Source organism: Alloscardovia venturai (assembly GCF_042676605.1).
Classification (GTDB): domain Bacteria; phylum Actinomycetota; class Actinomycetes; order Actinomycetales; family Bifidobacteriaceae; genus Alloscardovia; species Alloscardovia venturai.
In genome coordinates, this window is sequence record NZ_JBHTHQ010000021.1 from 455,332 (window position 1) to 475,511 (window position 20,180).

Below are 20,180 nucleotides of genomic sequence, written 5' to 3' on the forward strand. Positions count from 1 at the left end.
TCACTATATCAGCCCTATCAATGCAGTTACACTGAGAGCTATATCACAATCATCTAGAAAATCACATAGGCAAGGAAACATTCAAAATCGCAGACGCCAAAGCACTATCCACATGCGCTTTCACATACACTCCCTCATTGCGATACTCAATGGCATCTACCTGCCCAAATTCACGCACTTTCGAAACTAAATTTCCATTCACATAAGGTACTATCGCTTCCACTTCCACAGGAGGTTTCGGAAGCAAAGACTGCACATGGGCATTCAGCTTACCGATTCCTTCACCTGTCGCGGCAGACACAAAGAAAGCATCAGGTGCAAGGTTTTTCAATCTTTCCAAAGTCTGACTGTCGATGCAATCAATCTTGTTGAAAACGATAACAGTCGGAATACCTGCGATAGAGTCAATATCCTTAAGTACTGCATTCACCGCATCAATCTGCGAAAATGGATCTGGATGAGATGCATCGACGACATGTACTATGACGTGCGACTGTACTGCTTCTTCTAGGGTAGATTTAAAAGCCTCAATCAGCTGAGTAGGAAGTTTGCGTACAAATCCCACTGTATCCACGTATGTAAATGCACGTCCTTGAGACGTCTTCGCTCCTCGCACAGCCGTATCCAGAGTCGCAAACAACGCATTTTCTACAAGCTCACTCGAGCCGGTAAGCCGATTAATCAGTGACGACTTGCCCGCATTCGTATACCCCACTACAGCAACGGTGGCTAGGCCTTGACGGTGTCGACTTCCTCGTTTGACTTCGCGCGCAGGAGCCATCTGAGCAATCTGCTTACGAAGGAGCGCCATGCGTGTCCGTATCACTCGACGATCAAGCTCAATTTTTGTCTCGCCTGGACCTCGAGAGCCAATACCACCGTTTTGCCCGGCCGCCTGACCTCCAGCTTGACGGGACAATGAGCCACCCCAACCTCGCAGTCGTGGAAGCATGTATTCCATCTGCGCAAGCTCCACTTGCGCCTTTCCCTCACGACTCGTTGCATGTTGAGCAAAAATATCTAGAATTACCGCCGTTCGATCGACGACGTGTACTTTCGTAACGTCTTCAAGCGCACGTCGCTGACTTGGTGGGAGATCAGCATCCACAATGATAGTGTCAGATTCTGTCGCAGCGACGATACCTGCTACTTCACGTGCTTTTCCAGAGCCGATGTAGGTGGCAGCATCAGGCTTGAGACGGTGCTGGAGCACACCATCCATAACTTCCGCACCCGCTGTACGTGCAAGTGCAGCTAGCTCACGCAAAGATTCCTCAGCCTGATTGAGCGTGATTTCTCTACTTGACCACACTCCTACAAGCACAACGCGTTCAAGACGCACTTTTCGGTATTCAACTTCAGTGATATCGTGAAGCTCACCAAGACCAGTTACATGACGAAGTTTATTTCTTCCTTCTCGTTCTTCCCAGTCAAGCTGCCCCTCTAATCCTTGAACTTTCTGCGCGGCTACATTGCCTACATTCTTGTCAAGCAGGACTTCAGAGTGCTCGGTTAAGAACGAATCGTCATTAAGAATGCTCTTACGATTCTCATTAAAAATTTCAGTTTCTGCCATATATCTTTTTAGTGTACCTATATCGGTGTATCTATGTCGCGTGAACTTTGCTGAGTTTTATTCTGAATTACTCAAGAATTTTGCTCATATAATCTTCGTGAGTACCGTAGGGTAAACTTATTTTCGTTATAGATATAGCTTGCTCGTGTATTTCACGAATAATTTTCTCGTATGGGTGGCGCACATGGCAGATACAAAGACACAGCAATATTTTGATGCACATCCTGACACGCAAGATGTTCGTCGTAGCCTCGGTATCACTATACGCGGTCACGAGTATACCGTTGTTGTTTCCAATAGCGTTTTTTCTACCCACCGTTTAGATTTAGGCACGAAGGTACTTCTTGATCGTGTGCCTTCTCCGTCTTCACTGACATCTCATATTCTTGGACACTCTGTCCACATGCTCGATATGGGATGCGGGTGGGGGCCGCTCTCCTTAGGCCTTGCACGTGAGGCTCCCTCTGAGGCTACCATTTGGGCTTTAGACGTCAATGAGCGCGCAGTGGAGCTGACCACTCTCAATTCTGCCGCTGCTGGCTTTAAGAACGTTCGAGCAGGTACCGCAGAAAGTTTTACATCTACGTACGGTCGCGAATGGGCAGATACGCAGTTTGACCTCATCTGGTCAAATCCTCCCATCCGCGTAGGCAAGGATGCCCTACATACTTTACTCATGACATATCTACCTCGCCTTGCAGTCAACGGCGTTGCTTATATGGTCGTTCAAAAACACTTAGGCGCAGACTCATTGATGACATGGCTGGATAAGCATCTTAACGATGATTCTCATTCGTCTCGATTTAGTGTTTCTAAGTTCGCATCTGCAAAGGGATATCGCATTATTGAGGTGACACGCACTCGATGAATCCTACTCTCACTTTTCATTATCCAGATACTCTCCCTGTCAGCAATGCTCGAGACGAGATTGTCCGTGCCATTCTTTCTTCACAAGTCGTTATTGTTTCGGGGCAAACTGGTTCAGGTAAGACCACCCAAATTCCAAAAATGCTCCTCGAAATGGGGCGCGGGACGCATGGGAAGAAGATTATCGTCACGCAGCCTCGACGCATCGCTGCGCGCACCGTTGCTGAACGCATCGCTGAAGAGACTGACACAAAACTCGGTGAGGATATAGGATATCGTGTACGTTTCACGGACGAAAGTTCTTCGCACACACGTCTTGTCATAGCTACCGATGGTATCTTGCTTGCGCACATTCAACGAGATCCACTGCTCTCAGCATACGACACTATCATGATTGATGAAGCGCACGAGAGAAGTCTAAACATCGACTTTCTCATGGGGTACCTTACCTCTCTTTTGTCTCAACGACGCGATTTAAAGCTCATCATTACATCAGCAACGATTGATTCACAGAAGTTCCAAGAGCATTTTGCACGTGCGACGGGTAAAGAGGTCCCCGTTATCGAGGTCAGCGGACGGACTTTTCCTGTCCAAGTTATCTATGAACCAGTCGGATCTGCGCCAGTACTTGTACAAAATATTTCTGGAATCATCTCATCAGCTTCAAGCTCGAACTCATCTGCTAATGACGACGTGGATGACTCGACCGATTTTGACGAGGATATGGCAGTGTCTAGTGCAGTAGCACGCGCATGTGCTCAACTTGTAGTGCACTCCACCCACACCACCGGCGCTCGGGATATTTTAGTTTTTGCTGCCGGCGAGCGTGATATCCGAGAGTATGCACACGCAATTTCTCGCTACTTTGGCCCCCGTGCAAACAATCTTCGCCGAAGCGATGGGATTGAAATTGTTCCTCTCTACGCTCGATTAAGTGCGAAAGATCAGCATAAGGTGTTTGAGCAGCATACGCATCAACGCATCGTTATAGCGACAAATGTGGCAGAAACGTCCCTGACTGTTCCTGGAATTCGATATGTGGTAGACCCTGGTTTCGCACGTATTTCTCGCTATTCAAAGACAGCAAAAGTCCAGCGTCTTCCCGTTGAGCCAATTTCTCAGGCTAGTGCGAATCAGCGTTCAGGGCGTTGCGGACGCATTGCCGATGGTATCGCTATACGTTTATACTCATCTGATGATTTTGAGTCACGTCCTCAGTTTACCGACCCAGAGATTCTGCGTACTTCATTAGGTTCAGTTGTGCTCCAGATGCTTGCCATTGGAGTGGCACATAGCGCTCACGATATTACTAATTTTGGTTTCATTGACTCTCCAGATATGCGCGCAGTTAGTGATGGTTTTAATGAACTTCTGGAATTAGGCGCTATAAAACGTACCAAAGTCCGCTCGCGCGGGAAATCTATTCAGAAACACTCTGATGTAATTTTGACGAAAATTGGACGGCAGCTTTCTCGAATTCCGCTTGACGTACGCCTAGCGCGCATGGTGGTCGAAGCTAGCCGAACTACCCCAGATACTTTGGCGGCAATACTCGCAATTGTATCGTTCCTCAGCTTACAAGATCCGCGCGAACGTCCTGAAGAAGCTCGCGATGAGGCGGACCGCATCCACAATCGTTTTACAGATAAGACCTCCGATTTTCTCACTATACTTAATTTGTGGGTCTACTTCTTTGAGCGTGAATCTCGACTGTCACACTCACAGTTAAGAAAACTGTGCCAAGCAGAATTCATCAATTTTTTGCGCATGCGTCAGTGGCAAGATCTCTACCAGCAGCTCGTCCACTTGTGCAGCGAGCAAAAATGGGGTGTCGGTGCTGTAAGTCCTCTCAAGAGACCAGGAAAAGATATAGCTTCTCTGCCGCAAGGAAACCAACCAGCGAGTTCATTAGCGTGTACATGGGACGGAGAAACTATTCATCACACTATGCTGTCGGGGCTACTGTCTTCTCTGGGCATGCAAGTAATTCACGAGCCTAAAGCGTCGCAATTTGCTGGTCTCAAAGGGACAGCGCGCATTCGCGCAATGAAACGCGCTCAAAAACTCGCAAAGAATGAGTACCAAGGCGCGCGAGGCACTCATTTCGCGCTCTTCCCTGCTTCCGCCGTGTCATCTACGACGCCTGCATGGGTAATGACAAGTGAGCTCATAGAGACTTCACGCCTGTGGGCTCGTATGAGCGCTGCTATCGATCCGAAATGGGCATACGATTTTGCGAAAGACCTAACTCGCACATCGTATGGTGCACCTCATTGGTCAGGAAAAGCTGGCGCAGCTGTAGCGAGCGCAACTATTCATCTTTATGGCTTACCAATCATTTCGGATAAGCAAGTACAATGGGGACGTATCAATCCAAGTGAGGCACGTGATTTACTCATTAGACAAGGACTTATTGAAGGAGATATTACACGTCGATTTACTTTTGACGATTTTCTTACAAAGAATCGCGATATCCTCGAAAATGCTGTAGAAGAGATTCATCGTACTCGGCAAATTGCGGATACTGTCAACGACCAAGACCTTTATGACTTTTATGATCGAGTACTCCCCCGCGATGTGACGAATGTAACCGAGCTCGCGCAATGGTGGAAAAACGAGCACAGCCAGCATCCGCACCTACTCGATTTTGATCCTTCTCAAGTAGAACGTCTTGCTGACAGCGATTCGGCAAGCTTAAGCAATTTTCCTGACCGTTGGCATGTCCGTGGGACGGATGGCTCAAAGTTCTCTTTCAAGCTTAGCTATGTGTATGATCCTCATTCTGACATTGATGGTGTGACGGTCCATATTCCGCTCTCTGCACTTTTGCGTGTCAATGCGTCTGATTTTACATGGAACGTTCCTGGTCTCCTCGATGACTTAATTCTTCATACGATTAAGTCGCTTCCGAAAGCTCTGCGTGTCCAATTCGTCCCTGCTCCAAATACTGCTGCAAAGATTCGTGCTTGGATAGATGAGCATTATCCGGCACTTCCGGGAACTCATGAAGCACTCGATGCACAAATTGCCGATTTCACACATGTCTTTACCCAAGCAGCCATTTCAGTCACTCATGCGCAATTACATCCTGAAGATTTCTCAGACGAGCAATTAAAGCGTCTCCCATCTTTCACGAGACTCAATTTCACTATTGAAACTGACACGTTACGCGATGCTCGTGGCCATGTAAAGCGTAAATCTCATGTCTTAGGCACGTCTAAATCGCTGGAAGAATTACAGCAACGATTTGCTGATAAGGCACAAGCAAGTGCGAAGAATACTATCTCGCGCCAAGCAAAAGCTGCAAAAGCTCAAGGAAAGGATGTCAAGCGAGCAAATCTTCTCTCCAATTCTGGAGCAACGATGAGAACACGCGCACAAATACTGTGGGATAGCGCTCTAGAAACAGTAAAACTGCCAACAGAACGCATCCGCTCCAGGTGGCTTGGAAATGAGGCTCTCATTCTTGCAACTGCACCATATAAGAATGCCGAGGACATGATTACCGATATGCAGTACGCCGCCGTCAAGCGTCTGCTTCCTCACATCGATTCGATATCCACTGAGGTTGAACTTTCCGACAGCATTGCTGGTATCGTCAATCGCTTTGAAGATACAGTATATGACGTAGCGCATGACGTCATAGGGATTATGCAAGCTTATGGCAACGTCGAAGCTCTTGTATCCGGTAAAGCCGATTTGCCGCTCCTCTCCGTCCTTCAATCAGTACGCACGCACGCCAATTCTCTCGTCTACGAGGGATTTATTGCCGATACACCATCAGAGTATTTGCCACGTATCAAACGTTATTTGCAGGCAGACGTCATGCGTATCGAAAAAGCAAAAACAAATCGTGATCGCGATGTGCAGTGGGCATGGGAAGCCGACGAAGCTCAATCTATAGTCGCAACAACGCAATCGCATGCCGACAAGGCACCAGCGGGACCACTTCACGACGAGGCTCTCAAGAGTGCATCTCGTACACGTTGGATGTATGAAGAATTTCTTGTGTCCCTCTGGGCACAAGAATATGGCACCGCTTACCCTATTAGCATTAAGCGTTTACGCAAATCAATTGCATAAACGCTTAAATATCCCCAAAAAGGGTGAGCTGCACCACCTACACAAGTGTATGCATATACTTCGCTACAAACGAGGTAAGTACTCCTGAAGCTCATATGGCGTAACCTGCATGCGGTACTCTTCCCATTCTTTGCGTTTATTCCGTAAGAAGTACTCAAACACGTGCTCGCCGAGAACGGATGCAACGAAATCCGACTTTTCCATCACCTTGAGCGCAGTGTCTAACGAATCTGGGAGAGGCTGAATACCCATCGCCTGCCTCTCAAGATCTGTCAGCTCCCATACGTCATCGCTTGTCGGCTCGCCAAGTTCCATACCTTGCTTAATTCCATCCAGACCTGCAGCAAGAAGTACAGAATACGCCAAATATGGGTTTGCTACAGGGTCAAGACCGCGGAATTCCATCCGAGCAGAGTTGCCCTTACCTGGCTTGTACTGTGGAATGCGCAGTAACGCCGAGCGATTATTGTGCCCCCAACAAATATAACTTGGAGCTTCTGCTCCACCCCACAGGCGCTTATAGGAATTTACGTACTGATTTGTCACAGCGGTAATCTCTGCAGCATGATTCATAATGCCCGCCGCAAATTGACGCGCAGTTTGGCTCATGTTGAACTCTTGACCTGCTTCGTAGAACGCGTTCGCATCACCTTCGAAAAGGCTCAAGTGAGTATGCATACCAGAACCTGGCTGATGAGCAAGAGGCTTTGGCATAAAGCTTGCGTGAATACCACGTTCGAGAGAGACTTCCTTAATAACGGTGCGGAAAGTCATAATGTTATCAGCTATGGCAAGCGCATCTGCATAGCGCAGGTCAATCTCGTTTTGTCCAGGACCCGCCTCGTGATGAGAATACTCCACTGAAATACCCATCTGCTCAAGCATATTGACAGCAGCACGACGAAAGTCCATTCCCGAGCTGCGTGGCACATGATCGAAATATCCACCCGCATCAATAGGGACAGGAGGCTTAGAATAGTCATCTTGAGGTTCAAACAAGTAGAATTCAATTTCAGGATGAACATAGAATGTAAAGCCCATATCTTTCGCTTGCTCAAGTGTGCGCTTGAGAACGAAGCGTGGGTCCCCCAGCGATGGCTGTCCTTCAGGAGTCAAGACATCGCAGAACATACGTGCTGTCCCCTGCGGACCTCCTCGCCAAGGAAGTACTTGGAATGTCGTGGGGTCTGGGCGGACGATCATATCATCTTCAGACACGCGAGTCAGACCTTCAATGGCAGAACCATCAAAGCCAAGACCTTCTTCAAAAGCATCTTCCAATTCTGCCGGTGCGATAGCCACAGACTTCAATTGTCCGAGAACATCGGTAAACCACAAACGAATGAAACGAATGTCGCGCTCTTCGATGGTGCGCAACGCAAATTCTTGCTGTTTATTCATATGTCAATTCTCTCAAACAATTGTTACGTCTTGTGTTAACACGAGCGCCTCGTCAAGAGTAAATGCTTTTGCATAGAGCGATTTGCCTAAAATAGCGGCATCTACTCCGCCTCCAATAGCTGCGATATCACGCAAATCGTCGAGTTTTGAGATACCGCCAGAGGCTGTAACTTGGGCATCAGTATACTCGCTGACTTCACGGAGTAAATCAATATTTGGCCCAGCCATCATACCATCGCGCATTACATCGGTGACAACGTACCGTGCGCACCCCGCTTCGTTAAGCTGTTCAATAACGTCGAAGAGATTTCCACCTTCACTTGTCCACCCTCGACCAGCGAGTGTCGTGCCTCTCACGTCAAGCCCTACTGCGACCTTCTCGCCGAATTTGCGTATCACGGAAGCTGTCCACTGCGGATTTTCCAATGCCGCCGTACCTATGTTGACACGTGCTGCGCCGGCATCGAGTGCTGCTTCAAGGGAAGCATCATCGCGTATACCACCAGAAAGCTCAATGTGCACGCGATTACCAAGTTTCTCAACGATTTCACGAACTTGATGTTTATTGTCTCCTGTGCCAAAAGCTGCATCAAGATCCACTAGATGAATCCACGGTGCTCCTTGCTCTACCCAATTGAGCGCGGCGTCGAAAGGAGTACCGTAGTCCATTTCCGATCCAGATTCCCCTTGGCGCAGACGGACTGCTTTCCCGTCTCGTACGTCAACTGCTGGAAGAAGTGTCAAACTCGTCGTCACGATATGTCTCCTAGAAAGTTTCTATCCAATTTGTTAACAGCTTCGCTCCAGCGTGACCTGATTTCTCGGGATGAAATTGTGTCACTGTAAGAGGACCCTTCTCAACTGCCGCAATGAAAGTATCAGACCCATAGGTTGCCGTGGTAACTTTTTCTTCATACTCCTGAGTAAATACGTCGTCGTGATACGCCTTGTCGGTGTTGGTGTGCGCAGCATAAGAATGTACAAAATAAAAACGCTCATTCTCAATTCCGCGCATAAGGTGTGAATCATCTGGAGAGCAAACTGTATTCCACCCCATGTGCGGCACAACGGGTGCTGCAAGTTTTTCAATGCATCCACCGATGAGCCCCAACCCGGCACATTGGGCTCCGCGCTCATTGCCCTCATTAAACATAACTTGCTCACCGACACAAACACCAAGTACTGGCAAGTTGCGGGAGATTCGAGTATAAACGACATCGTCGCCAAAGGCTTCAAGAAGTCCTGCCATACACGCAGCATATGCGCCAACGCCGGGAACGACTAATCCATCAGCATGAATCGACGTATCTATGTCATTCGTTAACTCGACATGTGCGCCAACATTCAGTAAAGCACGCACCATTGAGCGAACATTTCCAAAGCCATAATCAAATACGACGATATGAGGAGTCATACACATCTTCTTTCTCGTACAGGCTCACCACCAACGGCCTCTCAAACAGATGTTTAGTATCTATCTTTGTCTCTATCAGCGTTCAGCGTCATCTCCGTCATACGATGTTCCAGCGCGCGGCGTCATTAAGGTACGTATATATGTCAAGGCTTCATCATGGCTTGCAAAGCTTGATGACTCGACATGCGGATAGCCAAGTACATCCATGTCATCTACCGTCTGTGCGCCAATCATCAGGTCTTCGATACTGCTGTCAAGGGAAGCGAAAAGCATAGGTGGCGCAAAGTCTTGAGCCTGTTTGCCGTCATACCAATGAGTAGCGCTAATCTTATCGGCACGATTGACGCATGCGATAACAGACAAGCCTGCCATGACGTCGGACAAATCACGTGCTGCTTCTTCGGGAGCTTGCCCATCTGTTTTATGCATAATGGCACCAGCTCCCGTTGGGAAACCTACTGATAAGGCATCAATATCACATATGCAACACAGTGCAGCGAGGAATTTTGCATCGACTATTTGCGTGATAAGAATGGCAATTTTTGCTTTGCTTCCCAGAAGCCCCGCAAGTTCCTCATCAAAGTGAGGGTCAAGTGAGTAATGGTCTGTGAGATTGTCATCAAGTTCTTTGCCGAAATCGGCATCAAACTGCTTCTCTAGATCTGCAAACACAGCATTGACTTGATCATCATTTAATTCGTTCTCATCAGTCATAACTCTACCTTAAACGCAAATTCCTCATACACACATATTAAGCGTACAGTAGCGAAGTTTGAGGATTATAAAGCGCCCTTCGTGCTTGGGATACCGTCAACACGCGGGTCGAGAGCAACTGCCTGACGGAGAGCCCGCGCCAGAGCCTTAAACTCTGCCTCCGCTATATGGTGCGGGTCACGGCCAGCTAATACACGCATATGTAAGCACATGTCAGCATGGAAAGCAATGGATTCCATCACGTGCCTGACCAAAGAACCAGTAAAATGCCCACCAATCATGGCATACTCAAAGCCTTCAGGCTCACCTGTGCACACTGCATAAGGGCGACCAGAAATATCAACTACTGCCTGTGCTAAAGCTTCATCGAGCGGCACAAGTGCATCAGCGAAGCGTACAATCCCTCTCTTGTCTCCCAACGCCTGCTTTAGAGCCTCGCCAAATACAATTGCCACATCTTCAACCGTATGATGAGCATCAATGTCCGTATCTCCATGTGCTTTAACTGTCATATCAATTAACGAATGTTTAGACAAAGCTGTAAGCATGTGATTGTAAAACGGCACTGTAGTATCGATATCAGCTTTACCGCTACCATCAAGGTTAAGTGTAAGTTCAATCGACGATTCACTCGTTTCACGTTTAATCGTGGCTGTACGTGCCATTATTCCCCACTTTCATCAAGCTCATGGAGGACATGAGTAAGTTCTCGTTTGAAAGTATTCATCTCATCATCAGTACCCATACATACACGCACATAGCCATCGGGACCTACTTCGCGGATGAGAACTCCTCGCTGCAAGAGCTTTTCGAAGACAAGATGACGATTATCAAAACGCCCAAACAAAATGAAATTAGAATCACTTGGAGCGACAGCGAGTTCATGCCCGTGATACTTCTGCTGTGCCAACCACGCCGCGGTATCTTCACGCGTACGACGCAAATGCTCTACCTGACTGAGCTGCTCGTCAGTATGCTCAAGTGCTGCTAAAGCGGCTACTTGAGTGAGAGCGCTCAAGTGATACGGCATACGAACGATACGCAGCGCATCAATGATTCCCTGAGAGGCTGCAATGTACCCAACGCGAGCTCCAGCGTATGCAAATGCTTTGGATAAGGTGCGCGAAACAGCCACATTGTCATAACGCGCGAGCAATGTATGAGCCGACGTCACACCAGGTCGTCTAAACTCAGCATATGCTTCATCGACTACCACAATCGGGTGCGCACTTTCATCTGCATCAGCTACACTAACATGCTGACACGCAGCGACGATACGCTCGATATCGCTGACATCAATAGGGGTACCTGTCGGATTGTTCGGGCTGGTAATAATTACCATAGATGGCTGTATACGTTTAATCTCAGCAATACCTGCATCGACGTCTACGGTAAAGTCATCTTTACGCGAGGTCATATGCCACGTCGTAAACGTATCTCGCGCATACTCCGGATACATGGAGTATGTCGGTGCAAAGCTCAATGCAGTACGCCCGGGACCGCCAAACGCTTGGAAAAGCTGGAGCATAATCTCATTGGAACCGTTAGCCGCCCACACTTGAGAAGGCGGTACGTCTACACCCGTCTCTTTCTTCAGATACTCAGCGAGAGCTGCACGCAACTGCTCATGCTCACGGTCAGGATAACGATTCAGCGTAGAAGCAATTTGGCGCACACGCTTCACGATGGAATCGATAACAGCAGCGCTCGGCTCATATGGATTCTCATTGACATTAAGGCATACTGGTACGTCAAGCTGAGGAGCCCCATATGGCTCCTCATCGAGCAAATCATTACGTAGAGGAACAGTCGCAGGAATAGCCATTTATAACCCTGCCTGGTCTTCCTGCTGTGCCAATGTTTCTTTGTCGTATGGATCGCTGACAAAGCGAGTTAAGACACACTCACCATGCGCCGGCAAATCTTCAGAGACAGCAAAATCATTGACTTTACGAGCGAGATCCTTCAATCCAACTTCGTCATATTCGATAACTTCTACAGCTTTCATAAAGGTATGGACGCCAAGACCAGACTGGAAACGTGCAGTGCCACCAGTAGGAAGAACATGGTTAGATCCTGACATGTAGTCTCCCAGCGGAACTGGGGAGTATGGACCACGGAAAATTGCACCAGCATTGCGTATACGCTTAACGACGTCATCAGCATGCACGGTATGTATCTCTAAATGCTCTGCTGCATAAGCATTTGCAACGTCGATAGACATATCGAGATTATCGGTGAGAACTATCGCAGACTGCGTACCATGCAATGCTGCAGTCATACGGTCTCGATTCTTCGTCCGCGGCACACGCTTTTCAAGCTCTTCAACCACACGAGCTGCCTGATTAGCATCATCTGTAATGAGCACTGCGCCAGCTAATTCATCATGCTCTGCCTGTCCCATGAGATCTGCAGCGAGGAAATCAGGACGTGCTGTAGAGTCTGCAATGATGCCAATTTCCGATGGACCAGCCTCAGCGTCGATGCCACAAATACCTGAAATCATGTGTTTCGCTGTAGCGACAAAGATATTTCCTGGACCGGTAATCATGTCTACAGGCTCGCACAAGACCTCGCCATCTTGCGGCTCACTTCCAGCAGCTCCATAAGCAAACATAGCTACCGCCTGCGCACCGCCGACAGCATATACTTCCTCTACACCTAAGATAGCGCATGTAGCAAGAATTGTAGCGTTAGGAAAACCGTCAGGATTATCTGCGCTTGGCGGAGTCGCAATAGCCAAAGACTCTACGCCAGCCGCTTGCGCCGGTACCGCATTCATAATAACGGATGTAGGATATACAGCCTTACCACCTGGAACATAGAGACCGACACGCTCTACAGGAATCCAGCGCTGGGATACGCGTGCGCCTTCACCCAAATCTGTAGAGAAGTCAGATGGCACCTGCGACTTGCATACAGCTCGGATGCGCTTCACCGACTCTTCTATAGCAGCACGTACCTGTGGCTTAAGCTCTTCAAGTGCCTTATTCATCGCCTCTACAGGAACACGTAAATACGTAGGACGGACGTGGTCAAACTTTTCTGCATAATCTCGCAACGCCGCAGCCCCTCGCGACTTCACTTCTTCAAGAATCGGCGCCACAAGCTCCTCAGCTTGACTTACACCCATCTGTGCACGAGGAACGGTTTCTAGCAGTTGCGCGCGAGACAACTTCGTGCCACGCAAATCTATTGTTCTAATAATTGGTTCTGTCATAGTTCGAGTTTAGTCACCTCATTCTGTAAGCAAGCCTTAATATTATTAAAAATCTCATAAACTGGGATAAGTCGTCGAAATTTAAGTCCTACAGTATTACGCGATGCATCGTGGACCAAACATCATCTTCACTTCCCCAAACAAACCTGCATCTTTTGCAACTCTAAAATCGTCCCCCATAGTGACAACCGACACAGATCCGTCACCGTGGACTATTGTCAATTTAACTTCACTATAGCCAGGATGAGCCTTAATAAGCCGAGCAAGGTTATCCATACGGTCTTGACGAAGGACAGACTCTGGCAGAGTAATCATCACGGTAGAAGTATCTACGTCATCAATCTTAGGAACTTCCATATCTTGAGCACGTACAGATACTACTTCATCACGCGCCTCCGCAAAACCTGTCACGCGGACAACAGTATCAATGTTGAGTTCAGAAGCATGCGCTTCATATGCTTTTCCAAAGAAAAGACACTGCACGGAGGCTTCCATATCCTCGACCGTGATAATCGCCCATGGATTGCCTTTTTTGGAAATCTTCCGTTCGACATTTGTGATAAGTCCTGCAATAGTAACGCGCGTGCGTGCCTCCATAGTTGACGCAGCGTTGAGCAACTGAGCTATAGACATATCACGCATCCCCGCCAAAACACTCGCCATGCCAGAGAGCGGGTGGTCTGAAACGTATAAGCCCAACATTTCACGCTCAAAATTGAGCTTCGTGGATTTATCCCACTCCTCAATATGAGGAATTTGAACGGTAACTCCACTAGGAGCATCATCTCCGTCAAGACCTGCAAAGAGGTCGAATTGTCCCTCAGCCTCCTTACGGCGCACCGGTACTACTTGATCAATTGCCTCTTCATGGATCGTGACAAGGGCACGACGGTTACCATCAGTATTGTCAAATGCTCCGCCCTTGATAAGCGACTCTACCATACGTTTGTTGAGCGCATTGAGAGGCACTCGATTGATAAAGTCAAGGAAGTTGACGAACTTGCCTTTCTCCCCTTCTCGTTCACTAATTATCTCCTGCACACGATCTGCGCCAACGTTGCGGATAGCAGCAAGACCAAAACGTACGACATCGCCAACTGCAGAGAATTGAAGCTGGGATTCATTGATATCTGGAGGAAGTACTTGGATACCCATGCGGCGTGCTTCACCGAGATAAAGCGCAGTTTTATTCTTGTCGTTCTTTGCGTTCTCCAGTAATGCAGCCATAAATTCCACTGGATAGTGGGTTTTGAGATAGGCAGTCCAGTATGAGACAAGACCATATGCTGCTGAGTGTGCTTTATTAAACGCGTACCCTGCAAACGGAACAAAGATATCCCATACTGCCTGCGCTGCCTCACGCGAATACCCATGCTCTTCCATCCCCTTAAAGAATGGAACCTGCTCTTTCGCAAGCACTTCAGGCTTTTTCTTGCCCATAGCTCGGCGTAATACATCTGCCCTACCAAGCGAGTAGCCTGCAAGAATTCGTGCAGCAGACTGTACCTGCTCTTGGTACACGATAAGACCATAGGTTTCATCCAGAACTGGTGCAAGAGCCTCAGCTACCTCGGGATGAATCGGAGCAACTTTCTGCAAATGGTTCTTGCGCTTTGCATAATTATTGTGAGAATCGACATCCATCGGACCAGGACGATACAGAGCAATAAGTGCAGAAATATCATTAAAGTTATCCGGTTTGAGCGATTTTAGTAGGCTACGCATACCATCAGAATCGAGCTGGAACACACCTAAAGTATCCCCGCGAGCAAGTAACTGATACGTTTCTTTATCGTCGATAGGCACAGACTTAATATCGAAAGTTTCCTTGCCATTGCGTTCGATGTTGCTCAATGTATCACGTATTACAGTCAAGTTCGATAGACCCAAAAAGTCCATCTTCACAAGACCAAGAGTTTCACATGTATGGTATTCAAATGTCGTTGTAACCGTACCATCAGTACGCTGTAGCAGCGGTGAAGTGTCCGTAATTGGGTTTGACGCCATGATGGTCGCACATGCGTGCACACCCGTTTGGCGTATCAATCCTTCGATACCCATCGCCTTTTTCGTAATTTTTTGTACATCAGGATTGGACTCGTACAGGTTGCGGAACTCCTGCGCTTCCTCATATCGCTTGGATTGTGGGTTGAAGATATCGGCGACACTAATATCTTTACCACCCACTGCTGGCGGAAGCGCTTTCGTCATCTGCTCACCCATGGAGAAGTCATAATCCATGATTCGTGCAGAGTCCTTGAGAGCCTGCTTCGTCTTAATAGTTCCATAGGTAACGCATTGAGCAACCTTATCGTGCCCGTATTTGTCCGCAACGTATTCGAGTACGCGCATACGCCCCACAGGGTCAAAGTCCACATCAATATCAGGCAGAGACACACGTTCTGGGTTCAAAAAGCGCTCAAAGATGAGACCATGCTTCAATGGATCAAGCTCAGTGATTCCCAAAGCATACGCCACCATCGACCCTGCAGCCGATCCACGACCAGGCCCTACCATGACACCATTATCTTTAGCCCATTGAATATAGTCTGCCACCACTAAGAAGTAGCCGCAGAACTGCATTTGGCAGATAACGCCACACTCATAATCAGCTTGACGAGCAACGTCCTCAGGAATATTACCGTGATAGCGTTTAACTAAGCCTTCTTGAACGTTGTTCAAGAACAGAGAGGTCGCATCCCATCCTTCAGGACAGTTAAATTCAGGCATGAAAGCACCATCTTGATGATCGTCAAAAATGACGTTGCAACGTTCTGCAATTTCAACGGTATTGCGGCATGCCTGTGGAAACTCCTTAAAAAGGTCATACATTTCCTGAGCGGACTTGATGTAGTAGCCTGTTCCATCAAAGTGGAAACGATTAGGATTCGTTAATCGGTCTCCAGAATTGATGCAAAGCAAAGCGTCCTGCGCTTCTGCGTCCTGCGCTGTAGCATAATGTGAATCATTCGTCACGACAAGTGGCGCATTAATTTTTTTTGCGATGTCTAGAAGATCTTTGCGTACCTTTGTCTCGATGGGCAAGCCATGGTCCATTAGTTCTACATAAAAATTATCTTTGCCAAAAATATCTTGAAGCTCACTTGCTTCACGCAATGCCTCGTCAAACTGCCCAAGTCGCAAATGGGTTTGAACAGCACCTGAAGGGCATCCGGTAGTTGCGATGACGCCCTTTGCATGGCGGCTTAAAATCTCTCGATCCATACGCGGGTACTTAGAGACGAGACCTTCCAAATTCGCCTCCGACGAAGCTTTGAGAAGGTTTGTCAGACCTGTATCAGTCTCAGCAAGTAAGGTCATATGGGTGTAGTAGCCACCACCAGAAACGTCGTCACTTCGCTGAGCTTCTGTCCCCCATCGTACGCGGGACTTATCAAAGCGTGATGTACCAGGCGTGATATATGCCTCGATACCGACAAGTGGCTTCACACCTTGACTGACAGCTGTGGACCACAACTCATAGGCACCATGCATATTTCCGTGATCGGTAATTCCTACTGCAGTCTGTCCTTGAGCTTTTACCTCTTTGATAAGCTTATCTACCGGTACAGCGCCGTCGAGCATTGAATAATGAGTATGCACATGCAAATGAACAAAGTCAGAAGGATTCACCACAGAAGACATGCATACTAATTTAGTCGGGGCTACGGAAGATTATCATGCCCTTTTCGCTCAGAAGAACGCTCTCGTAAGGTTTCCAAAGCTTGACGCAAATCATTCGGAGTGTTGGACTCAACAGTCGTCCATACTTTGGTCCGTGGATGCCTAAATTCAAGTTTCATCGCGTGCAACCACTGTCGCTCAAGTCCTGTAATCTCGCTGAGTTTTGGGTTGGCTCCATACATAGGGTCGCCCACAAGAGGATGGCCGATGGAGGAAAAATGGACACGAATCTGATGCGTACGCCCCGTCTCCAAGTTGACCTTCACATACGTCGCTTCACCAAAACGTTCTAAAACGTCCCAGTGGGTAATTGCTTCTTTGCCTGCCGGAGTCACAGTAAATCGAAAATCGGAAACTTTATCTCGGCCGATTGGTGCCTCAATAGTTGCTTTATCCTCCTTGAGGTTACCTTGTACGACAGCATGATACGTCTTAACGACTTCATGCTCAGAAAATTGACGACGCATTTCCTTGTATGCTAATTCAGACTTACAGACGAGCATCAGACCGCTTGTACCTACATCAAGACGGCTCACTATTCCCTGTCTACCAGCCGCTCCATAGTGCGTAATCTTCACCCCGCGCGCCAAAAGTGAACCAAGCACCGTTGGTCCTGTCCAGCCGACTGAAGCATGCGCAGCCACACCTACTGGCTTATCGACTACGACGATATCATCATCTTCATAGATGAGCGGCATGTCATTATCTATGGGCTCAACATGCTCATGCTCTTTTTCAAGATTAAAATCAATGAAGTCGCTGAGCGCGAGTTTTGCTGCTTTATCGCTCGTACGTCCTACAAGCGTGACTTGACCGGAATCGATGAGAGCGCTAGCGGCAGACCGGGATATTCCCATCATCTTAGAAATGACAACGTCAAAGCGTTTTCCTACAAGTGCATCTGGAGCAGGGACCATACCATCCATTTACTTGTTTCTCCCGTTTTCCTCGATTCTTTGTCCTGGTTCAGTTTTCTCATGCTGAGACTTTTCTGCATCTTCGCTATAGAGAAGTCTATCTATACGAGTGATACCGAACCTCTCTGCGCGTAATACACCGACGACAATGGCAATCGCTGCAATGGTCAATACAATATCGGCGACGTTTCCCACAAAAGGACCGTAATTAATAAAATCGACTACTGCCCCATCAATAAAACCATGTGCGTACACTATCCGATCGATGACATTACCTAACGCTCCGGCTGAAGTCATTCCTGCAGTAATTGCCCACCATAAAGATTGCGTCTTCAGACCAATCCACATCACGCATACAGACGCGAGTATGGCAAAAAGCGAAATAACCCACGTACGCGTTGCTCCGATGCTCATCGTGGCACCAGAGTTATGCAGAAGCGTTAGTCGGATAAAATGACCAATCACAGAGATATCTGATTGTGGAGTCAAGAACCTTTTCGCCAACGCTTTGGTCGCTTGATCAGCTGTAACAAGAACGAGCAAGACAGAAACAAAGACGGTCACGCGCCAGCGAGACCGTCTCAACGAGTGTGAGGACACTTTACTTATTTTCCTCTGACTCAGTGCGATTCTCGTAATTATTAGATTCAGAAATCTGTGCAGATAGCTCACCGAGGAACTGAGTCAAGCGAGAACGATAATCAGACTCGAACTGCTTGAGACTTTCAATGTTCCCCTCGATGACCTTGGAATCAGCATAGAGCTTATCCTTAACCTGGCGAGAGTAGTTATCTGCATCTGTGCGAGTCTTCGCAGAATAGTCATCAGCAGTCTTGCGTACTTGAGTCTCATACACATCAGCTTCAGAGCGAACCTTCTGCGAGTACTCATCAGCTTCATTACGTGTCACAGAAGAGTAGTTATCTGCATCGTTGCGGGTCTTTGTGGAGTATGCATCAGCGTTTGCGCGTGTAGTCTTGTCATACTCGTTTGCTTCGCGCTGAAGCTTATCGCGCATTGCTTCACCTTCTGCGATGAGCTCTGCATTCTGTGCCTTACCTTTATCAACGTACTGATCATGAAGTTGCATAGCCAAAGCAAGCATTGCAGTAGCACGCTCAGGCTCGGTAGAAGCTTCCTGTCCTGCTGTAGAAATCTTTTGAAGGCTTCCAGTCTCAGAGCTTGGTTCTAATGAAGAAACCTGCTGACGCAAGCTTTCTTCACGCTCACGAGAAGCGTTCAGCTCAGACGTTAACTTCTCAACTTGTGCCTGAAGAGCTGTAAGCTGCTGATCCTTCTCAGATACGCTTCCAGCGGCAGATTGTGCTTCGGACCGAGTCTTCTCAAGTGCCGTACGTGCCTCGTTAAGCTTTGCATTCGCATCCTGAAGTTCAGCGCGGAGAGCCTCACCGTTTTTAATATATTCATCACGTTCGCGCTTTACCGCAGCAAGCTGATCGTTCAAAGCCTTCGCTGCATCTCCGCCTTCAGCAGCTTGTGCAGTAAGCTGGTCAATTTGCTCATTAAGCTGATCGACTTGAGTTTTTAGCTGGGTATTTTGAGCACTGAGTGTCTCAACCTTCTCATTTGCTGCATTAGCTGCTGCCAACTGTTCAGAGGCAACATTCTGACCTTCTTCAGATGCTTGCGCCGCCTTCGCTTCAGCCGCCTTGACGTCTTCACGCAGCTTATTATTTTCTTCAGTAAGTTCAGCAATCTTATTGTTCAATGGAGCTACATCAGTGCCCAAAGAAGCTGTAGCACTGGTAACTGCCTGAGATCCTAAAGATTCAACAGTTACGACAACCTCATCCAAGAAGTCATCCACAGCGTCGATATCATAACCTTCCTTGAAACGAACCGTCGGAAAGGTATGGTTCTGAATGTCTTGTGGTGTTAAAAGGGCCATAGGAGCTCTTCACCTCACTTTTTGGCTCCATCAGAGCCACTCGTTTACATTTTCTTTTCTATTTTACCACGTTCGCTGAAAGTGTCCTGAGAAGGCCCTGCAAACGAAAAAATCTAGATGATTTGCTGAAGGAGTATCAGCGCAAACCACAATACAATAAAGCTTAAATCAAAAGCTATCGGACCCATACCGATAGGGCGGATATACCTCCGCAAAAACTTTAACGGTGGTTCCGTGAGCCAATACACAGCATCAACCAGCGTAAAAATAAATCCGCGTGGTTGCCATCGCCCCAGCACTGCTACCCAGTCAAGTATAAGACGGATAAAGAGCACTGCCATATACGCATCAATAAGAACGTGGATAATAAGGCGGATAAGAAGAAGTGGCGTCAT

At 47.8% G+C, this 20,180-nt stretch carries 15 protein-coding genes; 2 read left to right on the top strand and 13 right to left on the bottom strand.

Annotated features, from left to right (window positions below; genetic code table 11):
* Positions 1-61: 61 nt before the first annotated feature.
* Positions 62-1,576, bottom strand: coding sequence for a GTPase HflX (gene hflX / locus ACFQY8_RS05405; protein ID WP_377938870.1), 1,515 nt, complete (start codon positions 1,574-1,576; stop codon positions 62-64).
* 184 nt (positions 1,577-1,760) lie between these two features.
* Between hflX and ACFQY8_RS05410 the strand changes: the two genes are divergently transcribed.
* Complete coding sequence (locus ACFQY8_RS05410) at positions 1,761-2,444, top strand: class I SAM-dependent methyltransferase (protein ID WP_377938871.1); 684 nt, start codon at positions 1,761-1,763, stop codon at positions 2,442-2,444.
* A complete protein-coding gene (gene hrpA / locus ACFQY8_RS05415; RefSeq protein ID WP_377938872.1) occupies positions 2,441-6,526 on the top strand; it encodes an ATP-dependent RNA helicase HrpA in 4,086 nt (1,361 codons plus the stop codon). Before ACFQY8_RS05410 ends, hrpA begins: the two co-directional genes overlap by 4 nt.
* A 63-nt stretch (positions 6,527-6,589) precedes the next feature.
* On the opposite strand, the gene glnA is transcribed toward hrpA, so the two are convergent.
* The 12 genes from glnA to ACFQY8_RS05475 form a co-directional block, all read right to left on the bottom strand.
* Complete coding sequence (gene glnA / locus ACFQY8_RS05420) at positions 6,590-7,927, bottom strand: type I glutamate--ammonia ligase (RefSeq protein ID WP_377938873.1); 1,338 nt, start codon at positions 7,925-7,927, stop codon at positions 6,590-6,592.
* A 12-nt stretch (positions 7,928-7,939) separates the two neighbouring features.
* Positions 7,940-8,683 carry a bifunctional 1-(5-phosphoribosyl)-5-((5-phosphoribosylamino)methylideneamino)imidazole-4-carboxamide isomerase/phosphoribosylanthranilate isomerase PriA gene (gene priA, locus ACFQY8_RS05425; RefSeq protein WP_377938874.1) on the bottom strand — a complete coding sequence of 248 codons (744 nt, stop codon included), beginning with the start codon at positions 8,681-8,683 and terminating at the stop codon, positions 7,940-7,942.
* 10 nt (positions 8,684-8,693) lie between these two features.
* The gene (gene hisH / locus ACFQY8_RS05430; protein ID WP_377938875.1) at positions 8,694-9,341 is read right to left on the bottom strand and encodes an imidazole glycerol phosphate synthase subunit HisH; all 648 of its coding nucleotides are present in this window, start codon (positions 9,339-9,341) and stop codon (positions 8,694-8,696) included.
* Between the two features lie 75 nt (positions 9,342-9,416).
* Complete coding sequence (locus tag ACFQY8_RS05435) at positions 9,417-10,055, bottom strand: hypothetical protein (protein WP_377938876.1); 639 nt, start codon at positions 10,053-10,055, stop codon at positions 9,417-9,419.
* A 65-nt stretch (positions 10,056-10,120) separates the two neighbouring features.
* Complete coding sequence (gene hisB / locus ACFQY8_RS05440) at positions 10,121-10,720, bottom strand: imidazoleglycerol-phosphate dehydratase HisB (protein ID WP_377938877.1); 600 nt, start codon at positions 10,718-10,720, stop codon at positions 10,121-10,123.
* Entirely contained in the window at positions 10,720-11,880 is a 1,161-nt protein-coding gene (locus ACFQY8_RS05445) for a histidinol-phosphate transaminase (RefSeq protein ID WP_377938878.1), read from the bottom strand. The genes hisB and ACFQY8_RS05445 overlap by 1 nt, the downstream gene beginning before the upstream one ends.
* Positions 11,881-13,275 (bottom strand): histidinol dehydrogenase, encoded by a 1,395-nt coding sequence (gene hisD, locus ACFQY8_RS05450; protein WP_377938879.1) that lies wholly within the window; start codon positions 13,273-13,275, stop codon positions 11,881-11,883. It abuts the gene before it with no gap.
* Between the two features lie 96 nt (positions 13,276-13,371).
* On the bottom strand, positions 13,372-16,920 hold the full coding sequence (gene dnaE / locus ACFQY8_RS05455) for a DNA polymerase III subunit alpha (protein WP_377938880.1): 3,549 nt from the start codon (positions 16,918-16,920) through the stop codon (positions 13,372-13,374).
* Positions 16,921-16,940: 20 nt separating this feature from the next.
* The gene (locus tag ACFQY8_RS05460) at positions 16,941-17,885 is read right to left on the bottom strand and encodes an RluA family pseudouridine synthase (protein ID WP_377938881.1); all 945 of its coding nucleotides are present in this window, start codon (positions 17,883-17,885) and stop codon (positions 16,941-16,943) included.
* A complete protein-coding gene (locus ACFQY8_RS05465) occupies positions 17,886-18,476 on the bottom strand; it encodes a signal peptidase II (RefSeq protein ID WP_377938882.1) in 591 nt (196 codons plus the stop codon).
* Position 18,477: 1 nt separating this feature from the next.
* Positions 18,478-19,785 carry a DivIVA domain-containing protein gene (locus ACFQY8_RS05470; RefSeq protein ID WP_377938883.1) on the bottom strand — a complete coding sequence of 436 codons (1,308 nt, stop codon included), beginning with the start codon at positions 19,783-19,785 and terminating at the stop codon, positions 18,478-18,480.
* A gap of 113 nt (positions 19,786-19,898) precedes the next feature.
* Entirely contained in the window at positions 19,899-20,180 is a 282-nt protein-coding gene (locus ACFQY8_RS05475; protein ID WP_377938884.1) for a YggT family protein, read from the bottom strand.